The organism is Sphingorhabdus sp. EL138, from assembly GCF_900258045.1.
Taxonomy (GTDB): domain Bacteria; phylum Pseudomonadota; class Alphaproteobacteria; order Sphingomonadales; family Sphingomonadaceae; genus Parasphingorhabdus.
In genome coordinates, this window is the sequence record NZ_OGVD01000001.1 from 538496 (window position 1) to 563795 (window position 25300).

The 25300-nt window shown below is 52.2% G+C and carries 23 protein-coding genes, 1 tRNA gene and 1 pseudogene; 10 read left to right on the top strand and 15 right to left on the bottom strand.

Features of this window, described 5'->3' with window-relative positions; genetic code table 11:
- Window positions 1–2 precede the first annotated feature (2 nt).
- Genes DK507_RS02615 through DK507_RS02635 form a run of 5 tightly spaced genes read right to left on the bottom strand, consistent with a single transcriptional unit; the run spans window position 3 to window position 5618 of the window.
- On the bottom strand, window positions 3–386 hold the full coding sequence (locus DK507_RS02615; protein ID WP_109354586.1) for a VOC family protein: 384 nt from the start codon (window positions 384–386) through the stop codon (window positions 3–5).
- A gap of 51 nt (window positions 387–437) precedes the next feature.
- Complete coding sequence (locus DK507_RS02620; RefSeq protein ID WP_162558854.1) at window positions 438–2228, bottom strand: hypothetical protein; 1791 nt, start codon at window positions 2226–2228, stop codon at window positions 438–440.
- Between the two features lie 2 nt (window positions 2229–2230).
- On the bottom strand, window positions 2231–3601 hold the full coding sequence (locus DK507_RS02625) for a sulfatase-like hydrolase/transferase (protein WP_162558855.1): 1371 nt from the start codon (window positions 3599–3601) through the stop codon (window positions 2231–2233).
- Window positions 3598–4050 carry a GtrA family protein gene (locus DK507_RS02630; RefSeq protein ID WP_109354591.1) on the bottom strand — a complete coding sequence of 151 codons (453 nt, stop codon included), beginning with the start codon at window positions 4048–4050 and terminating at the stop codon, window positions 3598–3600. The genes DK507_RS02625 and DK507_RS02630 overlap by 4 nt, the downstream gene beginning before the upstream one ends.
- A 5-nt stretch (window positions 4051–4055) precedes the next feature.
- Window positions 4056–5618, bottom strand: coding sequence for an NAD(P)/FAD-dependent oxidoreductase (locus tag DK507_RS02635; RefSeq protein ID WP_109354593.1), 1563 nt, complete (start codon window positions 5616–5618; stop codon window positions 4056–4058).
- Window positions 5619–5953: 335 nt separating this feature from the next.
- Here DK507_RS02635 and DK507_RS02640 point away from each other — a divergent pair, with 335 nt between their 5' ends.
- The gene (locus tag DK507_RS02640) at window positions 5954–6211 is read left to right on the top strand and encodes a YjhX family toxin (protein WP_109354594.1); all 258 of its coding nucleotides are present in this window, start codon (window positions 5954–5956) and stop codon (window positions 6209–6211) included.
- A 9-nt stretch (window positions 6212–6220) separates the two neighbouring features.
- Window positions 6221–6712 carry a GNAT family N-acetyltransferase gene (locus DK507_RS02645; RefSeq protein ID WP_109354597.1) on the top strand — a complete coding sequence of 164 codons (492 nt, stop codon included), beginning with the start codon at window positions 6221–6223 and terminating at the stop codon, window positions 6710–6712.
- Between the two features lie 57 nt (window positions 6713–6769).
- Here the strand turns inward: DK507_RS02645 and DK507_RS02650 are convergent, their stop codons facing one another.
- From DK507_RS02650 to DK507_RS02665, 4 genes are all read right to left on the bottom strand, one after another.
- A complete protein-coding gene (locus tag DK507_RS02650; protein WP_109354598.1) occupies window positions 6770–8101 on the bottom strand; it encodes a hypothetical protein in 1332 nt (443 codons plus the stop codon).
- Window positions 8101–9348, bottom strand: a complete 1248-nt coding sequence (gene nhaA / locus DK507_RS02655) for a Na+/H+ antiporter NhaA (protein ID WP_109354599.1) — start codon at window positions 9346–9348, stop codon at window positions 8101–8103. The genes DK507_RS02650 and nhaA overlap by 1 nt, the downstream gene beginning before the upstream one ends.
- A 111-nt stretch (window positions 9349–9459) precedes the next feature.
- A complete protein-coding gene (locus DK507_RS02660) occupies window positions 9460–11076 on the bottom strand; it encodes an N-6 DNA methylase (protein ID WP_109354600.1) in 1617 nt (538 codons plus the stop codon).
- Between the two features lie 145 nt (window positions 11077–11221).
- Window positions 11222–11893 carry a TetR/AcrR family transcriptional regulator gene (locus tag DK507_RS02665; protein WP_162558857.1) on the bottom strand — a complete coding sequence of 224 codons (672 nt, stop codon included), beginning with the start codon at window positions 11891–11893 and terminating at the stop codon, window positions 11222–11224.
- 384 nt (window positions 11894–12277) lie between these two features.
- Here DK507_RS02665 and DK507_RS02670 point away from each other — a divergent pair, with 384 nt between their 5' ends.
- Complete coding sequence (locus DK507_RS02670; RefSeq protein WP_162558858.1) at window positions 12278–13081, top strand: LytTR family DNA-binding domain-containing protein; 804 nt, start codon at window positions 12278–12280, stop codon at window positions 13079–13081.
- 189 nt (window positions 13082–13270) lie between these two features.
- The gene (locus DK507_RS02675; protein WP_109354604.1) at window positions 13271–16135 is read left to right on the top strand and encodes a TonB-dependent siderophore receptor; all 2865 of its coding nucleotides are present in this window, start codon (window positions 13271–13273) and stop codon (window positions 16133–16135) included.
- A gap of 84 nt (window positions 16136–16219) precedes the next feature.
- Here the strand turns inward: DK507_RS02675 and DK507_RS02680 are convergent, their stop codons facing one another.
- The 3 genes from DK507_RS02680 to DK507_RS02690 form a co-directional block, all read right to left on the bottom strand.
- Complete coding sequence (locus DK507_RS02680) at window positions 16220–16996, bottom strand: glucose 1-dehydrogenase (protein ID WP_109354605.1); 777 nt, start codon at window positions 16994–16996, stop codon at window positions 16220–16222.
- Window positions 16997–17599: 603 nt separating this feature from the next.
- Window positions 17600–18070 carry a hypothetical protein gene (locus DK507_RS02685; protein ID WP_109354606.1) on the bottom strand — a complete coding sequence of 157 codons (471 nt, stop codon included), beginning with the start codon at window positions 18068–18070 and terminating at the stop codon, window positions 17600–17602.
- Window positions 18071–18206: 136 nt separating this feature from the next.
- Complete coding sequence (locus tag DK507_RS02690) at window positions 18207–18635, bottom strand: Rap1a/Tai family immunity protein (protein WP_109354607.1); 429 nt, start codon at window positions 18633–18635, stop codon at window positions 18207–18209.
- Window positions 18636–18940: 305 nt separating this feature from the next.
- Between DK507_RS02690 and DK507_RS02695 the strand changes: the two genes are divergently transcribed.
- The 6 genes from DK507_RS02695 (at window position 18941) to DK507_RS02725 (ending at window position 23561) form a co-directional block, all read left to right on the top strand.
- Window positions 18941–19651 carry a recombinase family protein gene (locus DK507_RS02695; protein ID WP_109354608.1) on the top strand — a complete coding sequence of 237 codons (711 nt, stop codon included), beginning with the start codon at window positions 18941–18943 and terminating at the stop codon, window positions 19649–19651.
- A gap of 395 nt (window positions 19652–20046) precedes the next feature.
- Window positions 20047–20376, top strand: a complete 330-nt coding sequence (locus DK507_RS02700) for a hypothetical protein (RefSeq protein ID WP_109354609.1) — start codon at window positions 20047–20049, stop codon at window positions 20374–20376.
- Window positions 20377–20414: 38 nt separating this feature from the next.
- The gene (locus DK507_RS02705; protein ID WP_109354610.1) at window positions 20415–21407 is read left to right on the top strand and encodes a hypothetical protein; all 993 of its coding nucleotides are present in this window, start codon (window positions 20415–20417) and stop codon (window positions 21405–21407) included.
- Between the two features lie 374 nt (window positions 21408–21781).
- Entirely contained in the window at window positions 21782–22315 is a 534-nt protein-coding gene (locus DK507_RS02715) for a hypothetical protein (protein WP_109354612.1), read from the top strand.
- Window positions 22315–22788, top strand: a complete 474-nt coding sequence (locus DK507_RS02720) for a hypothetical protein (protein ID WP_109354613.1) — start codon at window positions 22315–22317, stop codon at window positions 22786–22788. Before DK507_RS02715 ends, DK507_RS02720 begins: the two co-directional genes overlap by 1 nt.
- Complete coding sequence (locus DK507_RS02725; protein ID WP_109354615.1) at window positions 22785–23561, top strand: hypothetical protein; 777 nt, start codon at window positions 22785–22787, stop codon at window positions 23559–23561. Before DK507_RS02720 ends, DK507_RS02725 begins: the two co-directional genes overlap by 4 nt.
- Window positions 23562–23595: 34 nt before the next feature.
- Here the strand turns inward: DK507_RS02725 and DK507_RS02730 are convergent, their stop codons facing one another.
- The 3 genes and pseudogenes from DK507_RS02730 to DK507_RS02735 all read right to left on the bottom strand — a co-directional run bounded on the left by DK507_RS02730 (window position 23596) and on the right by DK507_RS02735 (window position 25280).
- The gene (locus DK507_RS02730) at window positions 23596–24747 is read right to left on the bottom strand and encodes a site-specific integrase (RefSeq protein ID WP_162558859.1); all 1152 of its coding nucleotides are present in this window, start codon (window positions 24745–24747) and stop codon (window positions 23596–23598) included.
- A 153-nt stretch (window positions 24748–24900) separates the two neighbouring features.
- Window positions 24901–25137, bottom strand: a pseudogene (locus DK507_RS18190) (DUF6538 domain-containing protein); the annotation flags it as partial.
- A 57-nt stretch (window positions 25138–25194) separates the two neighbouring features.
- Window positions 25195–25280, bottom strand: a tRNA-Tyr gene (locus tag DK507_RS02735).
- Window positions 25281–25300: the final 20 nt, after the last annotated feature.

Sequence of the window (25300 nt, forward strand, 5' to 3'; positions counted from 1 at the left end):
TCTTAGCCGCCGGCTTCGGGTGCTTCCACCTGTTGCCAGAATTCCAGCTTGACGCCGTCGCAATCGAGAATCCAGGCGAACTTGCCATAGCCTTCATCGACTTGCCCCAGAATTTCGAGACCTTTGGCTTTCAGTTGTTCGACATATGCGTCCAGATCATCGACGCGCAGATTGATCATGAATTTTGCCTCGCTGGGCTTAAGATAGTCAGTATCCGGAGAGAAGTGACTGATCAGGCTATAAGGCTTATCACCCTTTTCAGTGGCCCAACTGAGCATCGGCCCATATTCTCCGTCCAACCCGAGAAATTCCTTATACCATTGCCGCGTTGCCGCCGGATCTTTCACTATGTGAAACACTCCGCCTAGTCCGGTTATCTCAGCCATAAGTCTTCCTCCGTCCCGGTTTTGCCAATCTATACAGATAGCTATCCTATTTTACATTCCGTTACGCAACTCTTTCGGTACCACGCGCCACAGCACCAGATCACTGTCCCGTAATGGGACAGATCGCAGCCAATCGGGCTGCTCCCCCTCCGACAATCGGGCCCAAAGGCCATCGGGATGCTTGCCAGCATAGAGCTTCAATTCGGACTCTTCTGGGCATATCGCAATATAGTCTATGTTTCTTGCCGCCAATATGTCCCGCGCCAATGCAGGTTTTGACGTAAAAATGCGGATGTGGTCAGCCATGGCAGCATCGTTGCGATGATGACTAGTGGCTAGCACATTATGCGGTGTCTGCACCAGTATCTGAGGGCCGAAATCAAACGGGACAACAATATTTGAACGCGGCAACGCGTTAAGCCGCGCTAGTGACTCCGCTGAATCGCAAGCTGGTGCGACATCCGACTTTGCAGCTTTCTTGTTATCACCAGTTTCCTGATTGCCACTGGCAGCATTCACAAGCCCCAGAGCCAACGGGCCGGGCAGTATCAGAAATACGACCGCCACAGTCGCTAATATCCGCTTGGCTGGACGCTCTATCTTGCGCGCAGCGCGAAAAGCATGATGAACCGCCCAACCCACTAAGGGCAAGGCATAGACGGCCGCCACCGCTGCGGCGCGTTGCACCAGCAAGGACACCACAAACGCCCAGACCAGGGCATAAGCCAACAGGAAGAACTTTTCCCTGTCCGCTGCATCAGGCCGTTTCCAAAGGATGTATATCAAGCAACCAAGACCAACGATGATCGATCCGCCAAATAGTGATACAATCTCTCTTCCCGGTTGATCCCAGATCGGCAGTCCTTCCCGCACACTGACCAGCCAATAGTCGCGTACCAGCGGGTCCAGCTCACCAAAGGCACTGCCAACGCATTGCGGCGCACTGGTATAGAATATGCTCAACGCCGCTATTCCGGAAAATGCGAGAGCGGTTAAGCGCACCAGCCACGAAACCGGTGTAAACTTTATCGCCGGCAGAATGATAATCGCGCCTGCAAAACAGGCCAACAAATGTGCCGGGGCGATCGCGTCACAATAGTTTCGCACCACATCAAACTGGCCGTGATTGAGCAGAAAAAGTATAATGCTGTTGCCCAGAAATCCGGCGAGCGTCCAGAACAACCGGACGCCTTCATCAAGCGAAATGATCCAGCGCCAGGCCAGCAACGCGATGAATGCGACGGAAAGCGGCAGACCTTCCAGCGAGATAGACAGCCATAACGCCAGTGCGGAACCCATGACGAGCCCCGCCTTGCGCTTTTCGGGCCAGAACATCGTCCAGAGGGCGACCAGCGCCAACACAATTTGCCACCCGTGATGATCAATCCGCATAGGCCGTAGCTGCGCGATAACCGGGACAGCGGTGGCCGTCAAAGCCGCAGACAGAAGTGCAATCTTGCGGTCAAAAAACTGTTCCGTGATCCTAGCGACCAACCACATGGTGACGCCAAGCGCTAACAAGGGGATTATGGTCATAGCAGCCGTTTCGGCCGCAGCGGGACCGATGATTGGGCCAAGCGCCAGAACCACTAATGCCAGAGGCAGCTCGATCAGGCGCGGCCAGTGCATCGGCTGACTATCTGGTGCAGCGATACGATACTGGGTTGTGTCGAACCAGCTTTGGCCAGCCAGCCAGTCGCGCAGTTGTACCTGACGCAATTGATCGTCCGGGCCCCAGCCTATGCCTGATGCAATTTGTTCGAAAGACACAGCGCTGATCACCGCGGAAACGGCAAGCCAGATCAGGAATAAAGGAAGTTTGCCACGCAAACGGTCGGTCACGGTCATTCCCCGCTTTCAGGCTTTCCTTTGGCTTTCAAATATAGCCATGGCACACGCTCCGGATCAAATTGGGACCGGTTGTGCCTGTCAAAATAGGGCGGCATGTGATCACCGACAATCAATATATCCGCGTCGGGGAAATCGCTGGCCGTGATCTCCTGAACCAGCGCTTTGTCAATATCGTCAAAAATCGCAAATTGGCGGCAGATCATCGGAAAATCGCTGGCCAGTTCGGCTGACACTCTTTGACAGTCATCAGCGTTCAAATTGAGACCCGTCGGCACCGGCAGATGGGCATTTAGCGTCAACCAATAGAGAAAAGTAGGTTGTTTGGCCCGTTTCAAGTTCTCGGCAAGCATGGACGGAATCTGTCTATCGCAAGCGCCGGCAAAAACACCGCCGCACCATTCTGCGCCTCTTTCCTGAAGCTCTGGCCAGAATTCACGCGTCTGAAATCCGATATTCGGATACCATTCCGCGCGCTTGAAAAACTCGCCTTTAAAGCTGTGCATCGCGTGCGTAGCATAGCCTTTTGTCGCAAGCATGGCCGGCAGGCAATTCAGCTTTGCGGCATCTGCAGCATCGAGCAACTCATAATAATCACCCCATTTTCCGCACATTTCGCGAAATTCACCTGCGGTGGTGCTGTTATAATAGAGGCTGGTTCCCTGGCTCACATCATAGCGTGCCTGAATGGCGCTATTGTCATAATAGGCGAACAGCTTGTCTGACATAACCTTATTGTCATGGGGCACGCCAAGCGATTCCACCATGATCAGGACCAGATGGCGCTTCCCATCAGCGCGGCTTGCAAAACCGGATTTCTCAGCAGCGGATTCAAAATTGGCGCCAATTGGAGCTTCGCGAAAATAGTGACCGCGCATGCTCTGTCCCATTGCAAAATCGGTGGCAGCCAGACCAAAAATTAAAACACCGCCGAGCAAAATATATAGCGGTTTCGAAAAGTTCGTATCGCGCTTTAGCAGAAACCAGCTTGCCACCAATATGCCGAGAATCACGATCGCAGCCGCAATATATTCTACCGAATTGGATGGCCTTATCTCGGCCAGGAATTGCATCGAATAGAGGAGCGAACTCATCCCGAGATTGAACAAACCTGCCACAAAGGAAAGAATGGAATAGGCCATGATACCGGTAAAGGCAGCCCATTGAATGAAGCGCGGCATGCGCTTGACGACCAAGCCGACAAGGCCAGCCAAAGCAATTTCAAAATAGCGCGGCGGCGCACCGACAAACCACATTGCCATAAACGGGATATTGGCCAAACCAAGCCAGATTAATGACCAGTTGAGAAACCTTTTCAAATCTGCTGACAGACCAGCCCGTGGGGCTTCCATTGTAAGTGCCGTCACCGGAATACTCCAAATTTCCGCGTCAAATAGACCGCAAAAAAGCTTACAAAAACCGCTGCGCCTTTGGCGATAACCGGCAAAGTCCCGAGATCAGTAAGCCAGCTGACAATACTGACCGTGATACCAAGGCCAAGAATGGCCGTGGCAATGAACCCCACACGCTGCAATTGCAAAGCAGCGCCTTCTCTTGTTTTACCGGGAAATACAAAGCTTGATGAAATCAGCCAGTGCACGACTATCCCCGCCGAATAGCCTGCCGCCGATGCCCATCCAGGGTCGGACGCGAAAGCGACCAGAACCATGAACAGCGCGACATCAAAGGCCAGGCTGACAATGCTCGCCAGCAAATAGCGGGTGATGGAAAAACGGTTCAGCAAAGCCAGTGGCCCGGGCAGATTACCTACCCAGAGCCCGACGGTAGACCGTCTATCCTGGCCGCTGCGCTCCATCTCGCTTAAGCCGCCTTGGAAGGCTTGGCTGCCGCTGCGTCGTCTTCAATCCGGGTCGGAACATCGCGCATGCTTTCCAGCGCGGCTGCCCGGTCTTCGGAAATCACGGTTTCAGCGCCTTCATCACCAGCTTCGTGATATTCGGCATCTTCGTTGACGTTCCACACATTCCATTTGCGCGATCCAGCTTCGATATTCTCAACCGTCAGCATTGCAGTCATCATCGCGTGATCCTGATTGTTATAGCGATGCATACCGTTGCGACCGACCATATGCAGTGTCGGGAAGCGCTCTTCGAGATCGCTGCGCATGGCTTCGACATTTTCCTCATAGCTGTCATCATAGACCGGATAGGCTTTTTCCTGACGCACGACAGCGCCGCCCACAACATCTTCGGGCTTGCACAGGCCAAGGATTGCCATTTCTTTCTTGGCCAGCTCGACCAGGTCTTCATCGGTCGACGACCACAAGCCATCATTTTCAAAACAGAAATATTCCAGACCGACACAGGCAATCGATTCATCCGGCACCATTTCAGGGGACCAGCTACGGAAATTCTGTACGCGGCCCACTTGCACCCGGTCATCATGGATATAGATCCAGTTATCCGGGAACAGGTCTTCGGATTTGACCATCAGAGCTACGGTCAGGAAGTCGCGATAGTTCAGTTCTTGCGCTTCTGGCAAAGACTGAGGAAGCGGGTGAATACGGGTGGCCAGTTCACGCATCGGTGCGGAGCTGATTACATGTTTGGCATTGATAACCGTCTCGCCATCTTCAGTCGCAGCCGAAACGCGCCAGTTGCCATCGGCATCCTGCGCCAGTTGCTTCAGACTGTGTCCCATCAACACTTCATTGCCCTTGGACCGCACGAAATCACGCGCCGCATCCCACATCATGCCGGGGCCGAGGCGAGGATAGCGAAAGGTTTCCAGCAGAGTCTTGGTTTCCATGCCGTCATTGGGTTTCTTGTTAAGGCCCAAAGAGCGTTTCAAGCCATCGACAACCGCGCCCCAAAGGCTCAGGCCCTTGATACGCTGTGCTGCCCAATCGGCAGACATTTCGTCGCAGGGCATGCCCCAAACTTTCTCGGTATAGGTTTTGAAGAAGATCGAATAGAGCTTCCAGCCAAACTGGTTGACCGTCCAGTCTTCAAAGCTCTTCACATTTTTGTTTGGGAAGACTTTCGCCTTGGCATAGCTGACCATGCACAGGGTCGAACGCCAGACGCCGAGATTCCACAACGCTTCAAATGCGCGCAGCGGATAGCTGTAAAATTTGCCTTCATAATAGATGCGGCTCATCCGCGGCCGCTGGATAAAGTCGTCGGGCAGGATTTCGTTCCACAGATCGACTACTTCCTTGGATTTGGAGAAAAACCGGTGACCACCAATGTCGAAACGAAAACCTTCATATTCCACCGTCCGGCTGATCCCGCCGACATAGTTCGGATCTTTTTCGATCACTTTGACGGAGTAGCCTTTCTTGCTCAGCAGATAAGCGGCGGTCAGGCCGGCTGGTCCTGCGCCGATAATAGCTACATCTACGGGGTTGGTCGCTTCGGTCATATAGTTGGTCCCTGTTCAAAAACACGGCACTCGACAGTGCCAGTTCATGTTTCAGAAACCGGAGTGAACGAAATTGGTTAGCGATAAGTTAACGCCAGTGTAAATTTGGCCATAAGTGATGGAAAAATGTTGAAATTCTGGGATTCCTGGAATAAATCAGGATTCGCAAAGGCAAAATGCCTTTATCTACACTCGGAGCGTTTTTGTTAGAGATTGCAATAACCAGCTGATTTGAAACCGGTTTAGCGTTTCAAATCACAGCAGCGACGAAACCGGTGCGCTTGGCGCATGGGCTGTTTTCTCGCATATTATGTTTTAATCTCCGAGTAAATATAATGAACATTTCCAAAGCCGAGCAACGCGTGCTTCACGCGCTCGCTCAAGGCGGGCATATCCGCCACAAACGCAATAAAAACAGCAAAATCGATGAAGTGATGTGTGTGACCCGGGACGGTTACATATTGTCCGACTGCACGCTTGACGTCTTTGCGCGTCTCCGGCGCAGGCGGCTGATCATGTCCCGAAGGGGTAGCCCCTATCGCATCTCTCATCTCGGCAGGGTGTCTGTACGCCCTCAACTCGACAACAGATAAGGAAAAACAATGAACCAACCCAAGCACAATCCGATCAGGCCGATCGTCCCTGACGACATCCCGGCTTTGAAGCGGGTCATCGACGCAACCGATATGTTTCCATCAGAAATGCTCGACGATATGATCGCCAGCTTTTTCCATGATGAGGGGAATGTTGAAATATGGCTTACTTTTGACAGCAGTGATGATCAGAACAATGCCAAGGCCATTGCCTATTGTAGGCCGGAAGAGATGACCGACAGGACGTGGAATCTGCTCCTCATCGCGGTCGATCCTGATTTTCAGGGCGAAGGCGTCGGAGCCGCCCTGATGAGCCATATCGAAGATCATCTGATTGCCCGAGGGCAGCGTGTTCTGATAGTGGAAACATCAGGAACGGACGCCTTGGCTCGCACCCGTGAATTTTATCGGCTATGCCAATATGATCAGGAATCACGCATTCGTGATTTCTACGCAGATGGTGACGACAAGATCACTTTCCGGAAAGCTCTGCAGAGCTAGGATTTCTTGATCAAGCGCCCGGCCTGTCTGGCGACGGGTCGGGCGTTTCGTTGTGTTTCAATCCACCAGATCATCCGGCAGCATCGGCTCGCTGAGCAGTTTTTCCATAGCCTTCCAGCGCCATACCGGAGCATCACCCTGCTTCTCGACCCAGGCCTTAACCATATCCTGGCCAAGGCCATAGTTGATCACATAGCTGCGATACTGATCATTAAATGACAGGGATTGTTCCGCCCGTTCGCGGCTAACCAGTTGGTATTTCTGGATCAGGGCCAGTGCTTCCGCGCGGGTAACAGTCTTGTCGAGATAGGCTTGTGCGATGACAAAACGTGCACCTTTCAGCTCGCTCAGCGCCTGTTGCAGCTTGAAATAATCCGCCGCCGTAGCGGGATCGAGGCCAGCCAACGGGTAAAGCACATCGCGCTCAAAGGTAAGACGCTCCTCGCCCGGAAAAGCCAGATCAATGCCGTAATTGGCCGAACCCTCGGCAATGAGCGATTGCGGCGAGTAGAGCGGGTAAACCGAAAATTCCTGCCAGCCCCGTTCGCGCGTCAGGCGTTGTTCGAGCAACATGTTATAGACGTGATGGCCGGGATAACCTTCGTGACAGCCCAGATCGACGGCGCGGCTGATCCGGATCGGCAGGTCTGTGTTGATCTGGATCAGGCTCTGAAAATTGCCCTGATAATAGTTATAGCCACTCCAGCTTTTACCAGTGACAAATTCCATTTTGAAATTTTCGTCGGCTGGTAAGGCGATATGCACTGCGGTCCGGCGTTTGCATTCCGCAATCGCGGCATCGAAAACCGGCTTCAGGCGGTCGGTCGGAATGGTGAATCGCTCTTGATAGGCTTCGACCCGCTCATGCAGCGGTCCATCCCCCGGAACTAGCGCCTCGATCTTCGCCAAAGCCGCATCATAACTGTTTAAAGGCTGAAATTCTGGTGTGACTCCGAAAAGGCCCTTGGCTTCTTTTGCGAAGGGGAAAACTTCCCCCTGCATCATGGCATGCCGGGTTAGAGCCGCTTCAAGCTGCGCAGACAAAAAGCGTTTACGCGCTTCGACCAGAGCATCGTCGCTGGCGGGCAGTGCATCGAGCCGCAGCATCAGATCCACTATCCCGTTGCCCAATTCCCGCATATCGCGAGGCTGCGCTTTCGCTGCCGCTGCCCAATCCGCAGGACCATAATAGGCATCGACATAACCCGCTTCCTGCTCGCCCAATTCCAGGGTGAGTTGGACATAGTCCCTTGCGATATTGTCCAGGGCAGTGCTGCGTTCAACCTTCTCTGTCGCCACGTCAGCAGCGGGTGAGACTGTATTTTGCGGCGCTGCGCAGCTGCACAGCAACAGCATCAAGGCAAGGCCGATCTTGCCTCGAAATGCCATTATGCCGCTTTGGCCGGTTCAGCCGCCAGCTCGTCTTCATCGGCTGTCTGTTGCGGCGCAAAGCGCAGGATACAAAAGCCGACAACCGCAGATAGGAACGAGCCCATCAATACGCCAATCTTGGCTTCTTCAATCAACAGCGCTTCGCCCGGGAAGGCAAGCGCACCTATGAAAAGGCTCATGGTGAAACCAATACCGCAGAGCATGGAAACGCCATAGACCTGCAGCCATGTCGCCCCGCCCAGGCGCTGCGCAAAACCTGTTTTTACCGCAATCCAGACACTGGCAAAAATACCGACCTGCTTGCCCAGGAACAAACCAGCGGCAATGCCAAGCGGCAATGGCGCAAATATCTGCTCCACGCCCAAGCCTTCGAGTGATACACCGGCATTGGCAAAACCGAATATTGGTACGATTAGAAACGCGCTCCAGGGCGCGATTCCATGTTCCAGTCTGTGTAGTGGGGAGTCTTCTGCATCGGGCGAACCCGGCGTCACGACAATTGGTATCGCCATCGCCGCCAGCACGCCAGCAATGGTCGCATGTACGCCGGACAGCAAAACTGCAAACCAGAGCAATAGAGCGAAAAACAGATAGGCTATCAGTGATTTTACACCGGCCTTGTTCATTGTATACATGATACCCAATATCACTGCCGAAGCGAGCAAGGCTGCGCCGTTGATTTCCGCCGTATAGACCAGAGCGATAATGGCGACGGCACCCATATCATCAACAATTGCAACAGTGACCAGGAACAGCTTGAGCGACGTCGGCGCCCGGGGTCCAAGCAGTGCCAGCACGCCAATGGCAAAGGCAATATCTGTTGCCGCCGGTATCGCCCAGCCATTGTAGAGTTCCGGCATGTCGCGGACGATGGCGAGATAAATCAAAGCCGGAACCACCATACCGGCCGCAGCCGCGAGCACCGGCAGGCGCCGTCGCTCCCAGGTGTTCAGCCTGCCATCGACAAATTCACGTTTGATTTCAAGGCCAACCAGCAGGAAGAATATCGCCATCAATCCGTCATTAATCCACAGATGCGGCGTCATCGGCCCGAGTTTTTTGGATAGCACTGGTCCCTTCAACTCATGCAGGAAATGATGGTACATGTCATAAAGCGGGCTGTTCGCAACAATCATCGCCAGCGCTGCAGCGAACATCAGCAATATGCCGCCCGCTGCTTCGCTTTCCAAAAAATTACGCAGCGCAGAATCAGTTCCTGTTCGCGCTTGTTTCTCAGAGGACATAAAGGGCCTTTTGTTGATCTATATCTTGCGTAAACCCATGCGCAGACGCGCCTGCAAAATCAAGGGGAAGTGTTGGTTCAGCCTTTTTTTGGTGTGCCACGGCTTTGATATCTATTCCCTATTGCGGATCGATAGATTGTCGAAATGCTGCAATAATATAGCGGCGAGATGATCCAGCCTGGCCTCTTCACGCTTGTTTCCGTCTGAGGTATCGCCTTCCAGCCAATCCGACAACCGTTCGGCAATCTCTGGGGGCACCAACCGAATGTCGGGGACTTCAATGTCCAATATGTCTCGCGGCTCCAGCTTCATAAGGCCGCTCGCAAAGCGCCGGACATGGTCGGCAATCCTGTGCTGCATCATATCGCTGTTCAGTAGCGCCGCCAAAGCGCGAGTCTGTCGGACTGTCAGGCCTTTGGGATAGAGGCCGTGGAAACAGGTCAGCGTCTTTACACTCGCAGCATTGTGAACGAAGCGCATTCGACCACGCCCAAAAGTACTTGCCCAAATTGGCGCAGCTTCACGCGTTTCGGCTGCATACCAAATTTTCTTGGTTCGCGGCCCGTGCTTTAGCGAGATGCCTTCGCACTCACCGCGCCGGATGTAGTCCGCTTCAGCAGGTGTCAGATCGCCCTTTGGATTGAACAAAAAACACGCTTGCCCTGCTTCCGCCAGCTCATCGAAATCCGTACCGGTAAAACAGATATCTGCCACTTGCGCAGTCTTCCCAATACAGCGATCCATTCGTCCCGTTTCAAGCCCGTGCTGCTCTGCTTCAGCCCGGCTAAGCAGGAAGAAACTATTCGCCCCGGTGGCTATTCCGCGCTTGGTCGTCACCAGATCACCAAGTTTTACGCTGCCTTCTGCACGGGGTGCGACCGACCGGGAAATCAGTGCGTCCCATTTTTTGCGTGATCGCAGTACGTCGGTCGGCAAGCGCTGGTGCACTACTTCAGTATCATACTGCAATTCCGCCAACGACGTCGCGACTTTTCCAACCGGTACATAATGGCTTTGTAACAGTTCAGGAACGCTACTGTCTTTCTCGATCAACAATATCGAGGCGGTTGCCATATTGTCCGCAAATGCATGCCCCGCGCAATCGATGGTCACCAGCGCGTGAAGCAGGCCATTGTTCAGCAGATAGGCTTTTAGCGGTTGCCCGTAATTGGCCGACATCCATTCCGCCGGGATGATAATCGCTGCACGGCCGCCTTCATTTAACTGTTCGCAAATCTTGACCACGAAATAGACATAGAGATTGGATTGCCGGCTGAACTTTTGCCCCGACAATTGATCAATATGTTCAGCTATCTGAGGATCAAGATCATATTCGCGGTGGATGATGTAAGGCGGATTGGCAATAATCGCATCAAATCGTTCGCCCTGGTCGCTCGCCAGAAAATCCTGGTGACATAGCGCAGCACCCTGCAACCTCTTTTCCGCCAGCTCGAGTGCCAGCGGATCAATATCATAACCGGTAAACGCACACCCGACCGATCGCCGCTGACACGCATTGATCAGCACACCGGTGCCGACCGCCGGATCGAGCACCGTGCGGGGCGAAGCAGTTTGGATCCAGTCGACCATAATGTTCGCATAGGATGCAGGCGTAAAAAACTGACCCCGCTGTTTTCGCTGCCTCCGGCTGGTCGCTTCAATGAACTGGCCTTCCGGTGACAACAGGAGGTCCGCTTCTTGTTCACATAAAGATGTCAGGCCAACCATCCCACAAGGGATAAATGACCGGCAGCGAATGTCGAGCTATTTGATAAACGCGCCGCGATCGATTTCGATAGCGGCGCGTCAGATTAATCAGCCCTTCGGGCAAAGGTCATTCAGCACCTGCCGGAAGTACGAACCTTTATCCCATCTAACTTGCCGGCTCACTATTCTTCAAAGGCAACCGCTTCACGAAAATATCCGCAATTTCCTTCGGCGTGAACACCGGCGGCTGTTTCAAATTGGATTCAGCATTGCCGTCGTCGCCGACACAGGCGTTCACGGCCGACAACAACGATTCCGCCAAAGGCGCGGGATCAGTCTGTTCAATATCACCCTTGAGCATCAAGTTGAGCAGAAAATGTTCAATCTTCAGACGCAAAGGATCATCAATGCGATGCGTATATTGCTCTTCTATCCATTGAAAAGAGAGCCGGTCACGCGCACGCGACGCCCTGAGCTCCAAGCTTTCCGGAGATAGAAGGATTGCGATACCGAGCTCACAAAACCGGTGCAGCATCTGTTCAACCGGTTGATCGGGATCGAACTGAATTTCTGCCAATGCGAGATCAATTTTTTCGAAAAGCTCCAGTCGGGAAGCGCAATATAATTCTTCACGATTGGCAAACTGGTTATAGACGGTGCGCCGAGAAACACCTGCCTCTTCCGCAACTACCTCCATCGCAAATTCACTAAAGCTCTGGTCACATAGCTTCCGCCGTGCTGCATCCAAAATCAGGCGGCGAGATGACGCGGGCCGCCAAGCGGATCCTTCTGCATTGGCATCTGTCTTCTCATTCGTAGACTTTACTCTGACTACCATTTTACGCTCCTGTATCATTATCGGCCGGGGGGTCGACCTTTCAAATGCACGTCGGAGTTTACGTAAAACGATGTAAAATATCTCGACCTATTCTGCGAACAGATGTCGAGAACCGACAAAAAGGTGCAGGAACAACCAACGACATCCTCAGGCAAATGAACGACCCGCAGCAGCAATTTCGTTCGCTCTCCGTCTGACTATTGCCACAGTTAGGGCTACCCTATTCCAGCGATCGCAACAGATACACGGCATATGGAATTGCGGCCATTGCCGCACTACAGGTCTCTAAGCCGGCACAGTTGCGCTCATTGTTCAGGCGGTTCTAATATCAGCCATCCTAACATTCCTCTCCCTGCGGATCGAACCCCTCTTGAGGTTCAGACAATGACCCCGATCACCGTGCTGATTAGCGATGACGAGCCCTTGGCCGTCTCCCGTCTGGTAGGGCTTTTGAACCGGATGGAGGGTGTATCAGTCGTTGGTCAGGCTTTCGATGGCAAGGAAACACTGGAACTGGTCGAAAAACTCGGCCCAAAGCTCATATTGCTCGATATTGAAATGCCGGGTTTAGACGGTTTTGATATCATAGAACATCTCTCATCTTCACTTCGTAACAATGCGAACACGGTGCCGCTGGTAATTTTTGTAACGGCCTATCCACAATTTGCGATCCGTGCCTTTGAAACCGGCGCACTCGACTTTATCCCAAAGCCGGTTCGTTATGCCCGTCTGGTAGAAGCAATAGATCGCGCGCGCATAGCCTGCGCCGACCGCGAAGCCGGTCAACGATTGGCACTCCTCGGTAAAACGCTCGACCAGTTAAGAAAGGAGCGCTCCAGGGCAGTCGATGAAAATCACTATCTTTGGGTTCCCCGACGAGGCGAAATGGTGCGGGTGGATTGCGATGATATCAACTGGGTGAAAGCTGAAGGGGAATATGTCCGCCTATACACGAGTGAGAAATCTTATCCTTATCGTCAGATGATCGGTGATTTTGTAAATCGCAATGGCGCGATAGGATTCTTGCGCGTGCACCGGTCTGCAGCCGTGAACGACCCTCGAATCGTAGCAATAAAGCGGAGCAGCAATGGCAGCCGCATGCTCCGACTAGTCAACAGTGATGAAATCCCTGTCGGCAGAAAATATGCAAAAAATGTCATGGTCGTCATTTCATCCGAAATCGAATGAATTTTCGTTTTCAACCAATGTCGCGGAATAAACTATGTTAGAAAAAATCTAACCTTCACAATAGTGTAGACCCACCGTTGCACTTAAACTTCATTGAATTGGTAATATTCGAAATACTGTCATATTTGATTGCTGAACTGCTCTTTCTATTTATTTGGTTTCCCCTGTATTTAACCAAGGGAGCCAGCAATGCGGCCGAATTTCAGAACGCAAACCATAAAAAAATGCCTAACTTCAGTAGCCATAGTCGCTGTTGCGGTCTCGGCAACAACAGCCAACGCGCAAGATCAGGAAGGCGCAGAGACCGATGACGCTGCAGATGTGATTGTCGTTACAGGATCGAGAATCACCAATCCCAATCTGGAACTTTCTAGTCCGGTTACCGTGTTGGGTCGCGATCAAATTGACCTTGCCCCTTCGCTGACAGCCGAAGAGTTGATCAGGGATTTGCCCGGAGTAGTCGCGGGCATTGGTTCGTCTGTCAATAACGGCAATGATGGTTCGTCCGAGGTTAACTTGCGCGGACTTGGAAGCAACCGCAACCTTGTCCTCATTGACAATAGTCGTGTGGTACCGGCTGGATTAACAGGGGTTACCGATACCAATGTCATCCCATTGGCGTTGATAGAACGGGTCGATATTGTAACCGGGGGAGCCGGCACCGTCTACGGCGCGGATGCCATATCGGGCGTGGTCAATTTCGTGTTGAAACAGGATTTTGAAGGCGCTGAAATCTCAGCCAGCTATGGCCTCACAGAAAGCAGTGATGCCGGTGTATTCCGGACTGATCTGACCATCGGCGGCAATTTTGCAGACGATCGCGGCAATGCGGTGCTGAACATCGGATATCACAGTTCCGATCCCCTCTTCCAGGCGGATCGCAGCTTCGGTGTCGACTCGATCAGTTCGGTCTCCGGCAATCCTTTCGGATCCGGAACATCGGTACCGACCGCCATTAACGGGATGCAATATGATCCAGATACCGACTCTTTGGTCGCCCCGTTTAACACGTTTAACTTCAATCCGTTCAATCTCTATCAAACGCCGCTGGAACGGATCAACATATTCGGTGCTGCGCATTATGAAGTGGCTGACGGCATAGAAGTTTACGGCAAGGGACTGTTTTCCAACAACAAGGTTGATATTCGGGCAGCGCCATCTGGGCTGTTTGGCACCACCTATAATCTCCCGCTTAGCAATCCGTTCCTGACCGACAACCTCCGCAACCAGATATGTGCGCAGCAGGGCGTAGGAATCTCTCAGGCAGAATGCGATGCAGCAGCTGGCGTTACCGATCCCAGCGATCCTGCTTTTCGCGCTCCGGCGGTCACAATTAACCGTCGGCTGGTTGAACAGGGCAATCGCGAAGAAACCATCGAATCCAATGTATTTCAGATCGAAGCCGGTGTTCGCGGCACTATTGTCGATAATATCGAATGGGATGTCCATGCCACACATGGCCAGTCCGAACGTGTCCGTAGTCAGAGGAACAATGGCTTGCGATCCCGTGTTCAGCAGGCGCTTTTCGCTATTGATGCGGACAATTGCGTGGATTCATCCAATGGCTGCGTTCCGCTCAATCTATTCGGTCCAACTGGTCAGGATATCTCGCCGGATTTCGCCGCCTTCTCAGCACCGCCAGTATCTTTGACGACAAAGACCGAGCTGACCGTGGTTACCGGTTCAGTTTCCGGTGATGCGGGCTTTGCGTTACCCTGGGCAGGTACCCCTCTCAATTTTGCCCTAGGCGTCGAATATCGCGAGAATATCGCATCAATTAATCCCGATATTGCAACTGGCACGGTCGATGAAGTACTCGGCAATGGTGAGGCCTTTTTGGCTCAATCCGGTCGCTATAGTGTGAAGGAAGTCTTTGGTGAAATCGTTGCACCCATTGTCGAAGATCGTCCGTTTTTCAAAAGCCTGACGCTTGAGCTTGGCGGTCGCTATTCCGATTACTCCAACACAGGCGGCAATTTCACCTGGAAAGCTGGCGGCAGCTGGGAACCAGTAGATGGCCTGAAGCTGCGTGGTATCTATCAGCGCGCAGTTCGGTCTCCCAATATCGAAGAGCTTTTTGAGCCTCCGGTTACAGGATTGGACAATCTCGCTGTCGACCCATGTGCTGGCGCCAATCCTGTTGGCAATGCAGAACTCACAGCAATATGTATTGCTCAGGGTGCGCCTGCCGGCAGCATCGGTTCCATTCCGGTCCCATCCGCAGGTCAAATCAACTTTACCGGCGGTGGCAACCCTGATCTGGATGTTGAAAAAGCCACGACCATTACATTTGGCGCGATTATCCAGCCGGCCATTATTCCCGGCTTGACCGTATCGGTCGATTATTATGATATCGAGATCAAAGACGCCATTTCGCGGACAACGGTTGGGGACGTCATTCAACCTTGTTTCAATCCGCCCAACGCTGCCGATCCTGCATGTGCTCTGGTTATCCGCAATCCCTTGAACGGCAGTCTGAATGGCGGCGCAAGTGATACGCCCGGTGTTCTGCTTGATCTGTCTAATCTTGGGCGACTGGAAACATCAGGAATTGATTTCAACATCAATTATAGCCGAGATCTCGACTTTGCCACTCTGGGACTGCAGGTGAACGGCAACTATACGTTTGACAGAAAGTTCCAGGCCACACCAACTAGCGTAAACCGTGAATGTGTGGGCTTTTACAGCGTCAATTGCGAGAGCATCCAGCCCGAATTCCAGGCGAACAGCCGGATTTCGCTGTCACGCGAGGAAGGATCCATTTCCCTGGGTTGGAAATATATTTCGAGTCAGGAAGTCGAGCCTTCATTGCAGGGTAGCTTTCTTCCAGAATTCGAAAGCATCGGCTCCTATAATATTTTCGATCTGGTGCTGCAGACGACGCTCATGGATACGCTGGATCTGACGTTCGTGGTCGATAATCTGTTTGACAAGAAACCGCCGCTGGTTGGGAACACCATTGGTGCGACCGAGTTTAACAGCGGCAACACCTATCCATCAACATATGATGCCCTAGGACGTCGCTATACAATTGGTGCGAAGCTCACTTTCTAACTGCTCTCATAAATCAAACAAAAAAGGCGGCCATGAAAAGTGGCCGCCTTTTTTTTGCGCAATGGTTATCGTAATAAACGTCATCTAGGGCCGTGAAATCATCCCTCCATCAAGCGCGATCGTCTGGCCAATCAACCAGGATGATGCCCTTGAACACAGATAAAGAGCGGTACCGGCAATATCCTCGGGTGCACCCATGCGTCCGCGCGGAATTTGCGAAATGGCCATCTTGGTCATTCCGTCATTTTCAACAATCTGCTTGGTCATGTTGCTCGGGAAAAATCCGGGTGCAATGGCATTTACATTGATATGATAAGACGCAAGGTCAGTGGCCAGATGCTCGGTCAAATGAATGACCCCCGATTTACTCGCGGAATAGGCGTAGGTTGGCATGCCGGAATTTCTTATGCCGTTGATCGACGCAATATTTATGACCCTTGCCGGATCATCTGCATTGCCGGATGCTTTGAGCAGCGGCAGGAATTTCTGGGTCGCAAAGAATATCGCCTTGATGTTGATATCCATGACCTTGTCCCATCCCTTCTCAGGGAAGTCCTCAATTGGCGCAGCCCAATTGGCACCGGCATTGTTGATCAGGATATCAACCTTGCTTTCCCGCTCGCTTACCGCCGCAACAAAGGCCTCTATGCCTTCGACGTTCGACAGATCGGCAGGAATGGCGATACATTCACCCAGCTTGGAAAGCTCTTCCGCCATGGCCATCAACCGCTCTTCCTTGCGCGCGGTGATATAAACTTTGGCACCGTTCTCCACCAAGCCGCGCGCCATCATGGCGCCGATACCGCTCGATCCACCAGAAACAACTGCAACTTTGCCGCTCACGTCAAACAGGTTCTTCATATCCACTCCCGATTCTCGATTTTTGATCAGGGCACCCTTTCCACAGGCAACAACACTTGTCACGCACCATGAGCGGATTGGACTGCCTTTGGCGGACCCGTTTTGAAGTGCGCTTTATTCGAGCTGGTGGGGTGTATTACTGTAGAGGCAGCAAAAGGTTTGCCTATATTGATCCACCGGATCGGTCGCGAGAAATACTACCGCTTTTGTAAAAACGTTTTTGCTTCGTCAGGCCACCCTTGCTTGCGCTGCGGGATTTTTGCCGACGCCGATCCCCAGGATCGGCTTTGTTCGGCAAAAATGGTGGACAGGATAGGACTAGCTGAGACGCCATCCAACCTATTGATTATTAGGCGTTATTTATTCGTAACTGATTTGCGTGTACTATACGCGTGTACCAGATAAAGCAAGCGCAATGGGTCGCACATGATGATGCAAAAATACCCACTGTACTGTTGTTGCTTTCACTGTTGAAACCATCGGTTAATTCCCAGTGTCTAATACGGATAAGGGCGTTTGGGCACTATGCAGTATCATGGGTGGCATCTTCGACCGAGAGTAACCGTATGTCCCCAATATCCCGAAAGCGGACGCTAGAAAGTCCTACTCAAACATCAGTAGAATTTTATTTGCGTTCGCAGTTTTCTTTTTGCGCGCCTCACCCCATGCGCACAGCGCTTCACCGTACACAGCCTTGCTACTCTCCCAATCACATCCCGGCACGTTCCAAGTAGGCGCAATCGGCTCATTTTCCCGAGTATAAACAGAACTATAAAACTTGTATTTTACGACCTTTTCCAAGCCTGGAATTCGGTCCATTTCTGTTTGACTAGCTATCCTAGTAGTGCATTCCGCTGTGATTGCACTGAGTGGCGTTGCTCTCTGCTTAGGGTTTTCGATAGTCCGCCCTTGCTGGTCCCTTGGAAGAATCAAATCTAAATCATTGATGCTATAAAGCGATATTGGCTTTCTATTGTCCCGATCCAATAAACCGATAGTTACTGCCCAGCCTCGGTCCCGATCAACCACTGGCTCGAAACTACTTTTTGCAAAATTTTCTGCAACAAATGTCACAATGATACCCTCTATTTATGTCCGTAATATCCGGTGGTTTCAACCGGTCGATGCAACACTTTAATCTTTTGAGAGAAGATGGAGTGTTGAAGATGAAGCATAGGAAGCGGACATTAGCATTTAGATACAGAGTTTCTTATTTCTCAGATTTATTCATGTCACCGGCATAGCAAGGATACATCCTTGCAAAAGCGATGAAGAGAGACACACCGAACTGCTGATTTCGACGACGTTCAGGAACCCTGTCTTCGACATAGCCGAGAAACACCCGCCTAGCTTGCTGGATAGTCAACTTTTCAGGCAAACACACCATACGTGGTAGTTGTACTCCTTGCCTAGATAGGAAGTTAGAGGTCATCATCTCCGTTGATTGAAACCCATTCAGCCATCCGATTAGCGAGCTACCACAAGCAAGTTGATGATCAGGCTGTTCCGACTTGCACCAGTCCACCAGCTTGGCAATCGAAACAGATTTTGTGGGTTGAGTGATCTCGGTTGCGGTTACAGCTTGGCAGGCCGACACAGCATAAAACACGGCAAGAAACCGGATGAGAAACGTTTTCATTTGGATTTCCATTACTTGATACGATAATTCGGATGAGCAAAGACAGCCAACTTGTCAAGACAACTCAATTTGTCAGCTTTCTACTTCTAACGTCCACAGATGCGCCCTTAGCGGACGCTAACACACCGTTTGGCTTAGCCGTATGCTCTACGGCCTAAAAATGATGGAGATAGGCGAAGGGGCAACTCCGATCAGGCGTGGCCCGGATTTCCCCCATACCTCCAGCCGATGACTACAAAAAGCCGTTGACAATACCTTATAAAATTGCCTAACGAACTATAGGCATTTTTATAAGGAGCCTGATTATGTGCCGTGTCATTGCATACTACCGCGTCTCAACTGAGGAACAGAACCGCTCTGGCCTTGGCTTAGCAGCGCAGCAGCAAGCCGTTCAATCTCTCTGCGAGGGGAGAGGGTGGGAGATTATTGCTGAGCATACAGAGGTGGAGAGTGGCAAACGTTCTGACCGGCCCGCCCTTACTGATGCAATGAGCCATGCGAAGGTAACTGGGGCTGTGCTAGTGGTAGCCAAGCTGGACCGCCTGAGCCGCTCGGTAGCTTTTCTGTCTGCTCTACAGGACAGCGGAGCCAAGTTCATTGCAGCAGATATGCCAGAGGCAAATGAGTTGACAGTGCATATCATGGCAGCCGTTGCTCAAGCAGAGCGTAAGGCTATCGGTCGGAGAACAAAGGAAGCATTAGAAGCAGCAAAGGCTCGCGGTACTTGGACTAAAGCGGACGGCACACCCTATAAATCTGGCAAGCGGCTCGGCAACCCGAACGGCGCTGCTGCACTAAGACGGGCTGGAAAGGGCAATACGGATGCTGTTGCCGTACTCCGAAGTGACGCGGACAAGTTTGCTCAGGAACTTGCCCCAGTGATCGACGATATACGTTCCGCTGGGCATGGTTCCCTGCCTGCTATAGCCAGCGCACTTAACGACCGCCATATTCAAACGAGACGTGGGGGCAAATGGCATCCGACGAGCGTTAAAAACCTGCTGGCTAGGCTGTGACAGACGAATTGATACCATCTAGCACATAGAACATTTCCAACGCTTGAGGAGGGCGATGGCTTGGCCTTTCCGTCGCTGCTGAGGGGAATTGTAAGAACGACAAATTTCCCGGTTTCTCGATGTCATTTGAATTGATACCATCACACATACAGATGAACTGATACCATCATACACAGAAGCATATTCTTCTTAAACCGATGCCAGTCTAGTCAGCAGATCACCTCTGCGAATTTCTTGTCTTGGGCAGTCTGCAATACCGCATAGCTGGGTGGCTGTAGCGGAGATTGGGCTGGCATCGGCCGGGTACCCCTTACTCAAATCAAACCGCCGCACCCACGCGGCCTATCTATCTATAAATTATTGTCACCCCGCCATACACATAAAAGGAAGTCAACATGATTGATGATACAGAAATAACCAAACGGCTTAGCCACCCCGGCGTAGCTGAATATTATACCGGCAACGGACACCGCATAGCAGCGTTCCGCGCTCTGCTTGACCTGTTATCCATCCCGCACCCTGCATGGGCTGCACGGGGCATGAGCGGCTCAGGAGCAACACGGAGGAACACTATGACCGCATACCACGCCGACAATCCTCAGCCCCGGCTAACTACCCTCCCTGCCCGCAAGGATAACGCTCCCCCTGAAAGGGTACTGGCTGCGAAAGCCGCAACCGAAGCCCGTTGCAACCCCAGCCTATTTAACCAGACATTCTCACAATAATATAAACCGGCGATGATCCCGCCATTAAAAAGGACATAATGACAGACAACCAACAGGATATGCTGCCAGCAAGCAGTATAGCTGCAATTCAAAAAGCTGGGGCTAATCAAAATACCCCTGCGCTCCACGACCAAAGACCGCATTCCCAACGCTTACGAGAAGCAATGTTTAACGGAGCAGTCGCCTCCGCTGCTAAATACAAGCAAGATCATCCCGGTGCTCGTGACCTTAGAACCCACATCGACACCTTGGCTTACAAACCTAAGCCCGCAGGATATAAAGCTGCATTGGTCGATAGGGTTAGCCAATGGTTCGACAACAGTGGAGCTCTAGCAGCTACAAACCGCACCGATGTTGATCGGCTGAACGCTCAGTTGCAAACCGATATGTTTAACCCAGACAATCATTTCAGCAAGCCGCTATCCCCTTCGATCAGGAAAGAGTTAGCAGCCTTGCTCCACAAGCGCGGTGCTGTGCTGCCTGAAACTGCAAAGACGATGTCGGATGTGCGTAAGGCAGTCCGGTCCTACAAGGCCAGTAACCAACCGCAAGCAGAGCCATTTGGTCATGCGGGTTGGCGCTCAGCAAATGCCTTGACCATCGGAGGGCGTAGCTATCGAATAGAGGTGCACAACGGGCAGGAATGTATCCGGGTTACAGCCGGTGGCAAAACGCAGCGGGTAAATCTTACCACTGTTAAGGTGCTGATCGGTGATTTGGTGGAAAGAGGACCGGGTAGTATCTCTAATATACCTATAACTAGTTATATAGGAGAACTTGTCCCCCGACCGAAAAATACTGATTTGCCCGCCTCATCTCCCATTGCGGGGACAAGTTCTCCGGGAGAATATCCAGATACCTCTGTTGAGGTGAACACACCGCCCGATAACATTACCGGAATTTGTGACCAAAAGCCCGCAGAGCCAGAGAAATTGGGGATTACAGAACGTATTGCAGCGCTTCGCAGAGTAATGCCCCCTGTCGCAGATACCCAACACCCCCCGGACGACGATCCTCTCTGCCATCTTTGAAAGCATCAACACCATGACAACATTATCGTTGCGCCCTAATAGTATCGGGGACGCGATCATTGCCACGTATGGCTATGCGGACCCGGACAGGGCCGCTGTAATACAGAACCTAATTGCTCGTTTAGATGATGATGGCGGCCTAGGGGATATTGCCCGGTACTACATCGTTAAGACTGAATACCGGCGCGCTACCCTCCGCAGCGTTATCAGCACACTAAAACTCAAACGGCCTCTTTGGCTGAATAGGAACCGAGATGCCGCTCAGGCCAATCGCCAGTTCATTGAGGCCACCCACGAAACCTATCACGCTTGGCGTAGAAGCCAGAGCAAAACAAATGCCGCCATGCGCGGATCACCCAACCGAAAGACCCCTAATGCCTAAGACTAAAAAATCACCCGCCTTAAACACAAGAGACCTGGCCAACCGTATTACTAGCATCACACAGGACTTGAATGCGGCCAATGCCGACGTTGCATTATTGCAGCGCCTTAAGGATGCAGAGGTTAACGCGAAGCGGCTAGAGCGAGAGCTAACAGATATGCAAAAAGATTTGTCTGTTGCACTTGCCGATGAACACGACGCGAAACAGCAAGCCGCCTTTGCGAACATCCGCAACATGGCAATCACGTCCAGCGCACCTGTTGAAGACCTCAACCCCGGTCTCCTTAAGATGACCTACAAAGTGACCTATGAGACGCTGTCTTATGATAGCAGCACCCGCCGTAACCTATGGCGAGCAAACTCAGCTCATAGCATCCGTTACCTGCCAGATACCGCGTTAAAATATCTGATCGAAGCTAAGCCAGAGCTAATCCCGCAGCGCATCATGGACCTTGCACCCGGCAAGCCCGCTGAAGCGATACATCAGTATATCCAAGCTATACGACGGGGATATTTGTCATCGTAGTGCGCGCGCAAGGTAAGAAACGTTATAAACCCAAGGGGCAAGGCTACACCGGTATAAACCTTTTTCCCCAGACACTTGATGAGTTGCGCAATATGTCTGGAGGGTTCGGAGAGGCGGCAGTAGCTGATGTCCAATGGGGCGCAGTGGCCGCCTGTCTCATGAGTGATAGAAATTTCTCTAACCCGTGGCAGGTCGTAAGCGTTTCTGTGCAGCATTGCCGTTCAGAAGACCGCTTGCGCCTGCGCTGGCCGGACTACTTGGGCCGTAAACAAACCCGCGCATTCCTCGACCTGTCACCGCAATCGAAACGCGAAGCAAGGTTAGTGGGAGCGGAAACGCTTGCTGACTGGAGGGTAGCAGGTTGCCCATATTTAGACAGTGACAGGATCAAACGAACTTACTTGTACATCCAATCCTGCATACGAAATACCGCCGAGGCGGAACAAAACAACATTAAGGAGAAAGCGGTATGACCGCACTATCAAACAAGCAGCGCATCAAAGTGAATGCAGCTCTCGCTATCATTCATGGCCACGGCTTCAATGCCAACATCATCGGCAAGGAGGCGCGGGTAATAATGGGGACCGGGCATCCAGCACCGACAGCATACGCAATGGCGCTCAATAACTTTGCTCAAAAACAACCCGGCGTTGGTGGGTCAATCGATAAGGTAACGCGGCTGATTGAAGCCAGTGACGATGCAACGGTGGCTCAATATGACCAAGCGCTAAACCAGTACATTCAGACCGGCGATGACAGCGGCATATCCGCCCTACAAGATATGATTGTGGCGGACAGCATGGCACTAGCCATCCGCAACGGAGAAGGCACAGAGGACACGTTAGCGGGGCTTACAATAGATGACGCTCTGGCGGTTTCGCATGATGAAATGCAGGACATGGCCGAACCAGCCCCCAACCCGGAACCAGCACCCGTGCCTAATCAGAGTTTTGCATTTAATGCACCCGGACAAGCTACAGTCAAACCGAGCGCACCGCCTCCTAATGTAACACCAGCACAGGGCGCGCCCATCCCGTCTAGCGATACCGCTGCGCGGGCATCAATGTCAGAACAGCGCGCACGTAGTTGGGCCGGTGTACCAATTGGAGCAACGCCCGCCCTCAAAACGGCAGAGGGCGGCTACCGATCACCAAAGACAGGTCAGGCATTAGCCCGTGCTATCGGCGTCCCTCTTGCTTCGGTAGAGGGACAGGCCGCAGCGGCGTCGGAAGCCAGTACCGTATAAGCCGCAGCCTAGGAGCTCTAATACAAAGGGGTTCCTAGGCTGGCTCGAAGGACAGCATAGGATAACGAACCTTGTTGATTGCTTCGAATAGCCGCTGTGCGCTATCACCGGCCCCATAGTTGGCCCCTACTTGGTCAACCGCTTTGCGACCCGCTAGGTACTGGCCAATAGCTGTTTGGTGCAATTCCGCTTCTCGAAGGGCGTCCTCAAAGTTATGTCTAAGAGCATGAAGCCCTTGCCCCCTTTGACCAACGCCCAATTTCTTACGATGGCGGCCAAACCAATCACCGAACGCATCGCCCCATATACTTCGCCGGTCGGCGGCCTGCCCTTCAAACAGTAAGCCATGCGATGACCGCTGCTGCGCAAAGGCAAATAAACCTAGCCGTATTAACTCAGGGTGCAATGCCAACTTTCTTTTAGCATTGCGGTTCTTTACGTCCCCTGTGACCTCAAACATCATTACATCATTTTGAACCTGAAACTTGGTTGCATCCAGTTGGGCAATCTCTCCCCGGCGTAGACCATGGAATAAGGCTATAAGCGGACCCCAGTATCGAATAGCCAGCTCATCCTTCAAGGGCGTAGGAGGCGTCCAAGGTTCCGCTGCAAACAGCTTCGTAAGGTCACTATCGCTGTAGGGGAAACGCTTCTCTGTTTTCCTACCGGCGACCTCAACCGTTAGTCCGTCAAAAACATTGCGCGCCGTCCATTCCTCTTGCACGGCATACCGAAACAGTGCGCCCCAAAATGACAAATAGCTATCGCGGATTGTCTTGGACGATAGACAGGGCAAGCCCTCTTTTTCAGCCAATGACGCCCGCTCATAGATTGACAAACCTTTGCCAGCCCATTGAGCAGATGGCTGTCTATGAAGCATTGCTAGGGCCTTTCTAGCGTCATCCCGTGTTATCTGTGGCAGACGCGCGCTCTCGCCCAGAACAGCGATGAGAAAGGCAAATGCCGTTCCATTGGATTTCTGAGTAGAGCCTTTTTTGTTTGCTACCCGGTGCTCAGTATAGAATGCTATCGCATCGCCAAGGGTCTTGCCAGCGATACGCTCAGTTCCGGCTCTCACAGTTGCCGTAGCTGCCATAACATCTTCCGCGCGCGCTTCTTTGGCCTCCCTCACAACATCTACCATCGCGGCTTCTTCTGGTGTTAGCTCAGCCGTAGATTGGTGCATTCTTTCTTTTAATGCCGCTCTCAAGGGTGCACGGGCTAATCGACGTTCCCGCTGCTTAGCTTCAAACGCTTCCCGAGCCAGCCTGTCTTCGCGGATACGCGCTGCCTCAGTCAAGCCGGATGGCCCCGTAAGGATTAGCTCAGCTTCGGCAATTTGACTATCTAGCTGCGCTCCTAGCTCTGCGTGTTTTGTGCGCGCCTCTACAGGATCACGAGTACCCAGCGATTGCAGCCATTCATTAGCCGGGAATTGAACACCGTCTACAACTTGACCTTTTAATGCGTCAGGAACGCGGCGACGGTATCTGTATATGCCGCTTGTTTGTCGGAATAGATATTCTGGAAGCTTACCCAAGTTGTCCTCCGTGGATGATACACGTGTATCAATCACGTCAAAAAACTCCTATTAAATCAATTACCTATAAGCTTTCAAAGGCTTAGTGAGGGCTGGTGGACAGGATAGGATTCGAACCTATGTACGCTTGCGCGGGCAGATTTACAGTCTGCTGCCTTTAACCACTCGGCCACCTGTCCATTTGGTTGCCTGTCTTGAC